This is a genomic window from Collinsella aerofaciens, assembly GCF_015554145.1.
GTDB lineage: Bacteria > Actinomycetota > Coriobacteriia > Coriobacteriales > Coriobacteriaceae > Collinsella > Collinsella aerofaciens_AA.
In genome coordinates, this window is record NZ_JADNHZ010000002.1 from 91,036 (window position 1) to 103,331 (window position 12,296).

Annotated in this window: 9 protein-coding genes; 4 read left to right on the plus strand and 5 right to left on the minus strand. The window is 60.3% G+C overall.

The features are described from left to right. Nucleotides 1–138: 138 nt before the first annotated feature. The 3 genes from argH to I2E13_RS01300 all read right to left on the minus strand — a co-directional run bounded on the left by argH (nucleotide 139) and on the right by I2E13_RS01300 (nucleotide 3,318). Nucleotides 139–1,569, minus strand: a complete 1,431-nt coding sequence (argH, locus tag I2E13_RS01290) for an argininosuccinate lyase (RefSeq protein ID WP_195403965.1) — start codon at nucleotides 1,567–1,569, stop codon at nucleotides 139–141. Nucleotides 1,570–1,687: 118 nt separating this feature from the next. After that, on the minus strand, nucleotides 1,688–1,858 hold the full coding sequence (locus I2E13_RS01295; protein ID WP_195403966.1) for a hypothetical protein: 171 nt from the start codon (nucleotides 1,856–1,858) through the stop codon (nucleotides 1,688–1,690). A gap of 233 nt (nucleotides 1,859–2,091) precedes the next feature. Next, nucleotides 2,092–3,318: an argininosuccinate synthase gene (locus tag I2E13_RS01300; RefSeq protein WP_035138001.1), complete on the minus strand. Its 1,227-nt coding sequence runs from the start codon at nucleotides 3,316–3,318 to the stop codon at nucleotides 2,092–2,094. A gap of 554 nt (nucleotides 3,319–3,872) precedes the next feature. On the opposite strand from I2E13_RS01300, the gene I2E13_RS01305 reads away from it, so the two are divergent. After that, complete coding sequence (locus tag I2E13_RS01305) at nucleotides 3,873–4,700, plus strand: Cof-type HAD-IIB family hydrolase (protein WP_117629407.1); 828 nt, start codon at nucleotides 3,873–3,875, stop codon at nucleotides 4,698–4,700. A gap of 211 nt (nucleotides 4,701–4,911) precedes the next feature. Here the strand turns inward: I2E13_RS01305 and polA are convergent, their stop codons facing one another. Beyond that, entirely contained in the window at nucleotides 4,912–7,662 is a 2,751-nt protein-coding gene (gene polA / locus I2E13_RS01310; RefSeq protein WP_195403967.1) for a DNA polymerase I, read from the minus strand. Between the two features lie 166 nt (nucleotides 7,663–7,828). On the opposite strand from polA, the gene I2E13_RS01315 reads away from it, so the two are divergent. Both I2E13_RS01315 and I2E13_RS01320 read left to right on the plus strand, forming a co-directional pair. Beyond that, nucleotides 7,829–9,226: an aminopeptidase gene (locus tag I2E13_RS01315; protein WP_195403968.1), complete on the plus strand. Its 1,398-nt coding sequence runs from the start codon at nucleotides 7,829–7,831 to the stop codon at nucleotides 9,224–9,226. A 103-nt stretch (nucleotides 9,227–9,329) separates the two neighbouring features. Continuing rightward, nucleotides 9,330–10,139: a YaaA family protein gene (locus I2E13_RS01320; protein WP_195403969.1), complete on the plus strand. Its 810-nt coding sequence runs from the start codon at nucleotides 9,330–9,332 to the stop codon at nucleotides 10,137–10,139. A 40-nt stretch (nucleotides 10,140–10,179) separates the two neighbouring features. Here I2E13_RS01320 and I2E13_RS01325 read toward each other — a convergent pair whose 3' ends face one another. After that, complete coding sequence (locus I2E13_RS01325; protein ID WP_195403970.1) at nucleotides 10,180–10,695, minus strand: hypothetical protein; 516 nt, start codon at nucleotides 10,693–10,695, stop codon at nucleotides 10,180–10,182. Nucleotides 10,696–10,866: 171 nt separating this feature from the next. Between I2E13_RS01325 and thiC the strand changes: the two genes are divergently transcribed. Further along, nucleotides 10,867–12,201, plus strand: a complete 1,335-nt coding sequence (gene thiC, locus I2E13_RS01330; protein ID WP_099431544.1) for a phosphomethylpyrimidine synthase ThiC — start codon at nucleotides 10,867–10,869, stop codon at nucleotides 12,199–12,201. The last annotated feature ends 95 nt before the right edge of the window (nucleotides 12,202–12,296 follow it).

The window sequence follows — 12,296 nt, forward strand, 5'->3', positions numbered from 1 at the left end:
CCTTCACAACCTGCGCAAATGTCCTACAAAAGTTTTCGACAAGCTCCTTCCTTCTCTATAACAAAACGGGCGCCCACCGTAGCAGGCACCCGTAAAGGCAAGATATGATGAACGCACCAGACAGACGCATCCAATAAGCTAATTAGCTCCGTGGCCCATCTCGACGACCTTGGTCAACGAGCCAAACACGCCCTCATCGGCCGCAAGCTGCGTCTCGGCGCGCCCCAACTGCACGGCAACGGCGGCAGGAGCGGTGCCGCCCTCGGTCGTGCGCGCGGCAACGATCGACGGGATGTCGAGCGCCTCGGTAATATCGCGCTCAAAGAGCGGGCTTGCCTCCTGAAACACCTCAAACGGCAGGTCCTCAAGATTGCAGCCGCGCTTCTCACACATCAGGACCAGATGGCCCACCACGGCATGCGCCTCACGGAACGGCAGGCCGCGCTTTGCCAGGTAATCGGCAACATCAGTGGCTGCCAAGTGGCCCACGCCACACTCGCGCGCCATGGCGACCTCGTTGACAGTCCAGGTCGAGATCATGCCCGCCATAACGGACAGGCACTGCATGAGCGTGTGAGCGGTATCGAGCGCGCCCTCCTTGTCCTCCTGCAAGTCCTTGTTATAAGCGAGCGGCAGGCCCTTCATGGTTACCAGCAGCTGCACCAGGTTGCCGTACACGCGACCGCTCTTACCGCGGATAAGCTCGGCAAAGTCGGGATTCTTCTTCTGCGGCATGATGGACGAGCCGGTGGAGTAGGAGTCTGAAAGCGTGATAAAGCCAAATTCGGAGCTCGACCACAGCACGATCTCCTCGGAAAGACGCGACAGGTGCATCGCCATGACGGATCCGGCGTAATGCAGATCGAGCAAGAAATCACGGTCGGAAACCGCATCGAGCGAGTTGGGAATCACGCCCGCAAAGCCAAGTTCGGCAGCCGTCATCTGGCGATCGAGCGGATAGCTCGTACCGGCAAGCGCGGCAGCACCCAGCGGGCAGTTGTCGGCGGCATCAAAGGCGGCCTTCAGGCGCGTAAAGTCGCGCGCGAACATCCAGGAATACGCCAGCAGATGATGCGAGAGCAGCACGGGCTGAGCGTGCTGCATATGCGTGTAGCCCGGAAGAATCACCTTGTCGTACTTCTTGGCCGCATCCACCAGCACATGGCGCAGCTCAAGATTGGCCTCCATGAGCTCCTTGGCCAGCGCCTTGACGCCCAGGCGCGTATCGGTCGCCACCTGGTCGTTGCGCGAACGCCCAGTATGCAAGCGCTTGCCAGCCTCGCCGATACGACGCGTCAGCTCGCTTTCGATGGACATATGAATGTCCTCGTCGTTGATATCAAAGGTGAAGTTGCCGGCATCGATATCCTGTTCGATTCCGGTCAGGCCCTCGGCAATCGCCTGCTCGTCCTCGGCGCTGATAATGCCCTGGGCCGCCAGCATCTTGGCATGTGCCTTAGATCCGGCGATATCCTGCTTATAGAGATGTTTGTCGACAGGCAACGATGCGCCAAACTCCTGCGTGACCTCGGCCACGCCTGCCTCAAAACGACCGCCCCAAAGAGCCATGGAACCGTCCCCTTTCATCAAATCCCAAAACAAGCGCCCAAAGCAATGCGCCCTGTCGCTAAAGCGATTTCTCAACCGCTAGTTTTGCATATTCCCCACCATGTGCGAGGCCATATAGCTAATTTGCAAAGAAGTGACGCGCCATGCACTTGGCGCCCAACGTCTCCCTCCGAATGTTGCCCTGCGAACCATCGATCCAGGCCTTTAGGCTCATAGGAACGTCCTCGACCTTTGCAGCATCGAACCCGGGCGCGAGGGCAAGTAAAGCATGCGCGATAGCATTGAACATAATGGATACTCCCCATATATATAGGCGCAGGGCCGTCAAATTGATAGGAGGAGCCCCGCCGGACAACCCCGGCGGGGCTCGGACTCAGCCGCAGACGCGGCATCATATATGCGGGCGGAACGTAGGGGCCACCGATGTTAAGAAGTGTCAGCAAGCATAACGAAAGGTAGGGACCCCATGCGCCCGTTATGTATCACGCGGATGGGCCGCGCGGATACCAAAGGAAGGAGGCGCTAGGCCTGGGCGGCAGCAGAGCTGGGGCCCTGGACCTTAGCCCACGTCTTGAGCGACAGCGTATCGATCTCGATAAAGCCGGCGCTGGCCTTCTCGTCAAACGTAGTGTCGCGGTCGTAGGTAGCCAGACCGTAGTCATACAGGCTAAACGGGCTCTTGCGGCCGACGACATGGCAGTTGCCCTTAAAGAACTTCAGACGGACGGTGCCGGTCACGAACTTCTGGGTGTCGGCCATAAAGGCATCGAGCGCGTTTTTGAGCGGGCTGTACCACTGGCCGTTGTACACGGCGGTGGCCCAATCCTGCTCGAGCTTAATCTTGGTCTTGAGCAGGTCGCCCTCGACGCAGATGTCCTCGAGCGCCTTGTGGGCGGTGATGAGCGTCAGGGCGCCAGGAACCTCGTAGCACTCGCGACTCTTGAGGCCCACCAGACGATCCTCGACCAGGTCGAGACGGCCAAAGCCGTTGTCACCCGAAATCTTGTTGAGGGCGATGACGATCTCGGAGAGTTTCATCTTCTTGCCATCGACGGCGACGGGCTTGCCCGCCTCAAACTCAATCTCGGTGTAGGTCGGGGTGTCCGGCGTGTCCTCGGGGTTCTTGGTCATAACCCAGGCGTCGTCGAGCGGCTCGTTCCAGGGATCCTCCAGGTGACCGCACTCGATGGCGCGACCCCACAGGTTGTCGTCGATGGAATAGGGGTTGTCGTTGGCGCCCTCGGGAACCGGCACGTTGTGGGCGTGAGCATAGGCAACCTCATCGGGACGGCACTTCAGATCCCACTCGCGAACCGGGGCGATAACCTTAAGCTCGGGGTCGAGGGCCTTGACGGCAGCCTCAAAACGAACCTGGTCGTTACCCTTGCCGGTGCAGCCGTGGGCGACGTAGGTCGCGCCAAACTCGTGAGCGACCTCGACAAGCTTCTTGGCGAGCAGCGGGCGAGACAGCGCGGAGAGCAGCGGGTACTTGTTCTCGTACATGGAGTTTGCGGCGATGGCCTTAGTCAGGAACTCATCGGAGAACTCGTCGCGCAGGTCGAGCACCTGGCAATCGAGAACGCCCAGGTCAAGCGCCTTCTGCTTCTTGGCATCCAAGCCGGTCTCCTCCTGGCCCACGTTGCCGCAGACGCAAACGACATCGAGATTCTTCTCGTCCTGGAGCCACTTGACACATACGGATGTATCAAGACCACCGGAATATGCGAGAACGACTTTTTCCTTGCTCATGGCTGTTTCCTTTCGCCCTTGGTAGCTAGTTAGAACATCGGTCAGTTGCAAGTCATTTCGAGGTCAAAAAACCGTGCAATATCAGGTTAAATAGCAAAAAGCAGCACAGCATGCCCTAGAAACATGCAGCAATGTCGTGCTAAAACCCAACGACCTCAAAATGACTCTGTTGGGGCATTTAGCCCCATGCGGACAGAGACGATTGTTATCGTCGTCGGGAAATTGCGCGCTGGCGTCGGATGGCATTGTCTGCAGTAGTGATAATCTTTACGAACTGCATCTGCCTCTCCTTTCACCTATCGCCGGGCGCAATTCTAATATCGTAAACGGTACCTTTTCCTCGGTAAGCGGTTGTTCTTCCGTCTCCGTTTTCGATGGTCGCTATATTACGCTAAAGTGCCTGCTGTACAAGCGACAAATTCAAATTTCTGAAAAGTTTTTTCATTACTTTGTGAATGATGATGCAAATATGCGCCAATCCTGCGAAAATACGCCCGACTATCAAGTAGAGGGTCAATCACCCGAAACATTCTGGAAACCGAAAGGCGCGTTTTATGCAGACTTACGAATCAGACGCCAACATCGGCAACATTAAGATTCTCGCTGTCGATATGGACAAGACGTTACTGACCGACGAGCGCGTGCTGCCTCAGGGCCTCGACGAGCGCCTGGACAAGCTCGCCGAGGCTGGCATCGTGTTCTGCCCCGCCAGCGGACGCCCCGCCCCCAAACTCGAGGAGATGTTTGAGGACATCAAGAGCCGCATCGCTTTTTGCCCCGATAACGGCGCGTGCGTTATCTACCGCGGCAACTATATCTATAAGAGCACTATCGACGTGGCGCTGTATCAGCAGGTCTTGAGCCGCGCCTCGGAGGATTCGCGCGCTGTCCCCGTCCTGTGCTGCTTCGACGAGTTCTATGTGCTCGCCCGCGACCATCAGTACCACGACGAGATCAGCGTCTACTACAACACGATCAACTACGTCGATAGCTTTGAGGGCATTGACATCGAGTCTAACAAGATTTCGATCTTCTTCCCCGCCTACGATGCCGAGCCAGCGTTTCGCGAGGACTACAGCCCGGCATTCTCGGACCGACTCTATGTCACCAATGCTGGCCGCGAGTGGATCGACTTTATGAACCTGGGCGTCGACAAGGGGTCGGGCGTAGCACATCTCTGCGAGCGCCTGGGCATCGATATCGCCGACGCCGCTGCCGTGGGCGATACGTACAACGACATCCCCATGCTGGAGCGCGTCGGGCATAGCTTTATCGTGGACAATGCCGAGGAGCACATGAACGCGCATGCCAAATGGCGCATTCCGAGCAACAACGACGGGGGCGTACTGACGCTCATCGACGCCATCTTGGCGGCTCGTTAACGGGGCTCGTCGGACCCGGCCGGGCGCCAAGATGGCGTCTTGAGTGTCTAGATACTTAGCTGAAATGATTTGAGCAGAGGGGAGCTCCTTGTTGGGAGGGGCTCCCCTCTGTTTTGGTTACTGTGGGACAAATTAATCAGTAGTGTTTGTCCCAAATCTTAAGTATGTGGGGGCTTGCGTCTTGGGCGAGCTTGCCTTACGGAGTGCTTCCCTATTTCGCGTCGGCCCAGGTTATGCCGGTGCTGGCTTCGGCGATCAACGGTACGCGGAGGTCTACGACGTGTTCCATGACGTCGCGGACCATGGTGGTTAGGCGCTCGACTTCGTTGACGGGGCACTCAAAGTCCAGTTCGTCGTGTACCTGCAAGATCATGTGGGCGGCAAAACCCTCTTCTTCCAGGCGGCGGCTTACGCGGGCCATGGCGATCTTGATGATGTCGGCGGCGGTGCCCTGCATGGGGTGGTTCATGGCCGTGCGCTCACCAAAGCCGCGGAGCTGTGGGTTTTTGGCCTTGAGCTCGGGAATATGGCGTCTGCGGCCATACATGGTCTCGGCATAGCCCGTCTGCTTGGCTCGCGCCACCACATTGTCGAGGAACGTGCGCACGCCCGGGTAGGCCTCGTAGTAGCGATCGATCATATCGCGCGCCTCGGCCATCGAGATGTGCAGCGACTGCGACAGACCATAGGCCTGCTGACCGTACACGATGCCAAAGTTCACGGCCTTGGCGCGGCTACGCAGGTCGGGTGTCACCTCGGACACCGGCACGCCAAATACGCGCGCGGCCGTCTCGGCATGGAAGTCCTCGCCCTCGTTGAAGGCGCGCACCAGGTGCTCGTCACCCGAAAGATGCGCGAGCAGGCGCAGCTCGATCTGCGAGTAGTCCACCGCCAAAAAGACGCTGCCCTCGCCCGCCGAGAACGCCGTCTTGACGGTACGCCCCAGCTCCGAGCGCGTCGGAATGTTTTGCAGATTGGGGTCGCTCGAAGACAAACGCCCCGTCGCGGTGATGGTCTGGTTGTACGTGGTGTGCACACGCCCGTCACCACGGCGCAGCGGGCCCAGCGTGTCCAGATAGGTCGACTTAATCTTGGACTTCTCACGCCAGTCCAAAATCAGGCGCACGATCTCGTGGTCGCGGGCAAGGTCGCTCAGCACCTTGGCGTTGGTCGAATAGTAGCCGCGCTTGGTCTTTTTGAGGCCCTTGGTCGGAAGTCCCATAACATCAAACAGCACGTGCGAGAGTTGCATGGGGCTGCCGATGTTAAAGGTCTCGTCGCCGGCCAGGTCGCGAATGCTGCGCTCGACATCGGCAATCTGGGTCGCCAGGCCCTCGGACAGACTGTGCAGGCGGTCGGGGTCCACGAGCATGCCCGCGCGCTCCATCTTGGCAAGCACCGGCACGAGCGGCATCTCGATCCCATCGAACACGTTGGCGGCGTTCTCGCGGGCCATGCGGTCACGCAGCGGTGCAACCAGCGCCAGCGTCAAGGCCGCCGTGCGAGCGGCGGGCGCAGGAGCGTCCTCGCCAGCACCCTCTGCGCCGCGCGCCGCAGGCAGCGCCATCTGCAGATACGTATCGGCCAGATACACCTCGTCAAACTCGGAGCGGTCGGAATCCAACAGGTAGGCGGCAACAACGGTATCGAAGATGCGCGTGGAATCGACTGCCAGCGGATCCATGAGCTCGAGCTCAGAAGAATCGATGGGCGAAAGCTCATGCAGAAGCGCCTTCATATCCGGGCTCGCCATGCGACCCTCCATAAACAGACGCGCGAGCACGCCAGCAATCACGCCGTGGACGAAGTTGAAGCCCTCAACCTCAGCCGCCGCGCAGCTGTCGTCCTCCTCGAGCGCGAACAGGCCCTTGGACGTCGCCAACCACAGCGTGCGCGTCAGTCCAAAGAGCGCGCCCTCTTCCTTGTCATCGTCCACCACGGCGGCGACCCACTCGCCGGCATCAATCGCGCGGGCAACCTCGGACGCCACGGCAGCAAGCGCCTCGGCATCGCCGGCAGCGGTGCGCTCAATCGTGGGCATCTCGAACGTGCTAGCAGCGGCAGCAGCGCCACCCTCGTCACCGATCAGTGCCAAGAAACGGTTCTGCATGGCGGTGATACCAAGCGTACCCAGCGCCGCGGAAACCTCATCGGCAGAAAACGCCGGGAAGGATGTTTCGTCAAAGTCAAGCTCAACAGGCGCATCGGTGCGAATGGTCGCGACCTTACGGCTCAGCAGCGCGTCGTCGATGTGTGCGCGCAGGTTTTCGCCCATCTTGCCCTTGACCTCGTCAGCATGCGCGATGACCTCGTCCAGGCTGCCGTACTGCGCGATGAGCGCGCTCGCCTTTTTGGGGCCGATGCCCGGTACACCGGGAATATTGTCCGACGTATCGCCCTTCAGACCGTAAAAATCGGGCACGAGCGCCGGCGTGATGCCGTGATACAGGTCGTCCACGCTCTCGGGCGTCATGATCGCCACGTCGGACAGGCCCTTACGAGTCGAGACCACGTTGACGTGCTCGGTCACAAGCTGATACATGTCGCGGTCGCCGGTCACCAGCAGCATGTCGCAGCCGGCCTCCTCACCCAAGCGCGCCATGGTTCCCAGGATATCGTCGCCTTCCCAGCCCTCAGACTGCAGAATCGGCACATTGAGCGCACCGAGCAGCTCCTTGATCATCGGAAACTGCGCGTGCAAATCGGGGTCCATGGGCGGGCGCTGCGCCTTATACTGCGGCAACATCTCCATGCGCACGCGCGGCTTGCCTTTATCAAACGCCACGACCACACCGTCGGGGTTAAAGGCGTCGATCATCTTGAGGAACATGTTCAGAAAACCAAAGATCGCGTTGGTGGGGCGACCGTCCGGCGCGTTCATGGTCGGCGGCACGGCGTGGAAGGCGCGATGCATGAGCGAGTTGCCGTCGATAACGGCAAAGGTGCGGCGCTTGTCAGACATATTGAATACCTCGCTTTGGGCTGGGCACAGTTTGCTCACACCAGTTTACACGCTCCCCGCCCCACGGCCACCGCACATCAGGCTTCCCTGCCGCCGCGGGCCCGCGCGTGATACGATGGCTCACGGTACATCAACCAGCACAATCGATCCGAAAGGAGCCTGCGTCATGGAGCGTCCCTGCGCATGGAAAAAGTACACGCCACAGCAGATCGAGGAGCTCGAGGAGCTTTGCCGCGGCTATAAGCAGTTTTTGAGCGAGAACAAGACCGAACGCTTATGCGTCAAAACCGGCATCAAGATGGCCGAGGAGGCGGGCTACGTCAATCTGGAGACCGTGATCGCCGAGGGCCGCGCGCTCAAGGCCGGCGACAAGGTGTACGCCGCCAACCACGGCAAGGACCTCATGCTCGTCAACCTGGGCACCGCCCCGCTCGAGCAGGGCTTTAACATCCTGGGCGCCCACGTGGACTCGCCGCGCCTGGACCTCAAGCAGAACCCCGCCTTCGAGGCCGGCGACATGGCTTATCTCGACACGCACTACTATGGCGGCGTCAAGAGCTACCACTGGGTCGCTTCCCCGCTCGCACTCGTGGGCGTCATCTGCAAAAAGGACGGCACCACCGTCGACATCAACATCGGTGACAAGGCCGACGACCCGGTCTTTACCATCTCCGACCTGCTGATCCACCTCTCGAGCGAGCAGATGGCCAAGCCCGCCAAGGACGCCGTCGACGCCGAGATCCTCGACGTGATCGTGGGCGGCCGCCCCGTCAAGTTTGACGAGGACGACAAGGACGCTCCCAAGGAGCCCGTCAAGCAGATGTTCCTGGATATCCTCAAGGAGCAGTACGACGTCGAGGAGGAGGACTTCCTCTCCGCCGAGATCGAGGTCGTGCCCGCCGGCCCCGCCCGTGACATGGGCCTCGACCGCTCCATGATTCTGGGCTATGGCCAAGACGACCGTGTCTGCGCCTATCCGTCCATGCTCGCCCAGATCAACGTCGCCAACGTGGAGCGCACGAGCATCACACTCATCGTCGACAAGGAGGAGATCGGTTCCGTAGGTGCCACCGGCATGACGAGCCGCTTCTTCGAGAACACCGTCGCCGAGATCATGACACTCGCCGGCGAGGATAGCCCGCTGGCCCTGCGCCGCGCGCTCGCCCGCAGCCGCATGCTCTCCTCCGACGTGTCCGCCGGCTTCGACCCGGGCTACGCCGGCAAGTTCGAAACCAAGAACGCAGCCTTTATGGGTCGCGGCCTGTGCTTTAACAAGTACACGGGCAGCCGCGGCAAGGGCGGCTCTAACGACGCCGACGCCGAGTATGTGGCCCTCATCCGCGACATCATGGACGAGGCCGGCGTGGACTTCCAGACCTGCGAGCTCGGTCGCGTCAACGCGGGCGGCGGCGGCACCATCGCATACATCATGGCTAAGTACGGCATGAACGTCATCGACTCTGGCGTTGCCGTCCTGTCCATGCACGCCCTGTGGGAGGTCGCTAACAAGGCCGATATCTACGAGGCCTATCGCGGCTACAAGGCCTTCATCGAGCGCGCGTAACCAACCCTTCATCAGTTGCGGTGAAATACAGACTAAACTGGCCCATAAACGGCCAAAACAGACCGTATTCCACCGCAACTTCCTTTTTGGCAGAGGAGAGTCCATGCTGCAGGTCGTCATTTCGCCCGCCAAGCAGATGCGCGCGGCCCAAGATGCTTTTGAAGTCCTGGGCATTCCACCCTTTGCGCGCGAGACGGCTCGCCTCCACCGCGCACTGCTAGATATCGAGCGGAATGAAGGCAGCGACAGCCTGCAGGCGCTATGGAACGTGAGTGACAAACTGCTGGGGCCTTGCCTCAACACCCTGCATGAGTTCGGGCCCATCCTGAAAAACGGCGATCTCGACAATCCCGCACTCGCCTGTCACCTCTCCCCTGCCGTCATGTCCTACCACGGCATTCAATACCAGAGCATGGCGCCCGAGGTGATGGATTCCGCGCAGCTCGCATGGCTGCAAAGCCACCTGTGGATCCTCTCTGGCCTCTACGGGTGCGTTCGCCCCTTTCATGCCGTCGAACCGTATCGGCTGGAGATGGGCGCGAAGCTCGCCGTTGACGATGCCCGAGACCTCTATGCGTTTTGGAGCGACAAGCTCGCGCGGGCTATCGCCCCGGCAGGCTCAAACACCACGATCGTCAACCTCGCCAGCGTAGAGTACGCCAAAGCCGTTCTGCCCCATCTCGCGGGCGGCGCCACGGTCGTCACGTGCCTCTTTGGCGAAGGCATCCGCAACGGCAAGCCCATCCAGCGCTCGACCGCCAGCAAAAAGGCACGTGGTTCCATGGTGCGCTGGATGGCAGAAAACAAGCTCGAGGATGTAAGCGGGCTCACCGCGTTTGACGTTGGTTATCGTCACTTTCCCGAGCTTTCAAATAAGAACACTTTGGTCTTCCTGAACGAACAGACCTTGTAGAACCACCGCTACTTTTGAATGTGCTGCCTAGGCACGGCGTCTATTCCGCCAAGCCGTCGGCTTTGGCAACTTCGTTTGTCGAGCCATCTTGGTAGGTAATCTTAACGTGCTCTACCTCGGACACCGCAACACCCGATGGGGGCTCCAAGCGCCATTCCGTCAGCGCGATATCCATAGTCGTAGGCACGTCGCCCTGATTCTTGAGCTTCACCGTCAGCGTTTTGAGCGCCGCATCATACGTCACGCGTTCGATTTCTTCGCCCGGAATAGACCCGCCGCTCAACTGCAGCTGCACAAACTCGTCGCGCGGATACCAATAGTCGCCCGGCGCGGCAACGGTATTGCCGCCCGTAACCTTCACTGTCATGATCGGCAGGGCATCGTCGGCCTCGAACTCCCATGCAGCGCCGCCGTGACCGCCAAACGTCCAGATACAAAAGGCAATCACCAGCACGGCAAGCACCGCAAAACCAATCGCGACAAGGCCATGGTGCGCACGGCTTTCCTCGGCCGATACATCCCATTGCGTCTCTCGATATAGATGCTTGTCTTCCATGTTCGCCTCCCCACAGGCACGCTCGTTAGGCCAATCGTACCCATTCGAGCTATACTTGAGCCCATTACATAAACGGGGAGCTTGCAGGACAAGACGGCAGGCTGAGACTGGGCGCGCCCGCCCTGACCCGCAAACCTGATATGGGTAATGCCAACGAAGGGAGCCGTGCCAATGAGCACACAGACCGAGCCCAAGCTCGTCACGCAAATCGACTTCGCCCGCGCCGGGCAGATCACGCCGCAGATGAAGGAAGTCGCCGAGCGCGAGCATCGCGACCCCGAGTACATCCGCGAGCGCGTGGCCGACGGCCGCATCGCCATTCCCGCCAACATCGTGCACATCAAAAAAGGCATGCGCGCCTTTGGTGTCGGCGAGGGCCTGTCTACTAAGGTCAACGTCAACCTGGGCATCTCGGGCGATAAAGCCGATGCCGCCGAGGAATGGAAGAAGGTCAAGATCGCCGAGGACTTTGGCGCCGACGCCATCATGGACCTTTCCAACTCGGGCAAGACGCGCCAGTTCCGCCAGCAGCTCATCGACGAGACGCCGCTCATGGTGGGCACCGTCCCCATGTACGACGCCATCGGCTACATGGAAAAGCCGCTGGTCAAGCTGACCAAGGACGACCTGTTCGAGGTCGTGCGCGCGCACGCCGAGGACGGTGTGGACTTTATGACCATCCACTGCGGCATCAACAAGTCGGTCACCAAGACCTTTAAGGAGACCGGCCGCCTGATGAACATCGTCAGTCGCGGCGGCTCGCTGCTGTTTGGCTGGATGGAGGTCACCGGCAACGAAAACCCCTTCTACGAGTACTTTGACGAGCTGCTCGAGATCTGCCACGAGTACGACGTGACGATTTCGCTCGGCGACTCCTGCCGTCCGGGCTGCCTCTACGACTCCAACGATGCCACCGAGACCGCTGAGATGATCGAGCTGGGCAAGCTGTGCAAGCGCGCTTGGGCCGCCGGCGTCCAGGTCATGGTCGAGGGCCCGGGTCACATGGCGCTCGACGAGATCGCCGCCAACATGAAACTGCAGAAGCGCCTGTGCCACAATGCCCCGTTCTATGTGCTCGGGCCGCTGGTGACCGATATCGGCGTGGGTTACGACCACATCACCGCTGCCATCGGCGGCGCCATCTCCGCCAGCTCCGGTGCCGACTTCCTGTGCTACGTGACGCCGGCCGAGCACCTGTGCCTGCCCAACGCCCAGGACGTGCTCGATGGCCTCATGGCCACTAAGATTGCCGCGCACGCCGCCGATATCGCCAAGAAGGTGCCGCACGCCCGCGACATGGACGACAAGATGGGCCAGGCACGCCGCAAGCTCGACTGGGATGCCATGTGGAAGTGCGCGCTCGACCCGGTCACCGGCAAGAAGCGCTACGAGGAGTCCCCCGCCGCCACCGAGGGCACCTGCACCATGTGTGGCAAGATGTGCGCCGTCCGCACCGTCAACAAGGTGTTCGAGGGTACGACGATCGATCTCGGCATGGAGGACTAACTCGTCACCGGAGCCACAATCGGTAACATGGTGTTCGTCAATTGTTGACGTGTGAACATTTGCTTACATTTGCGTAAAGATTGCATCGCCCGCCC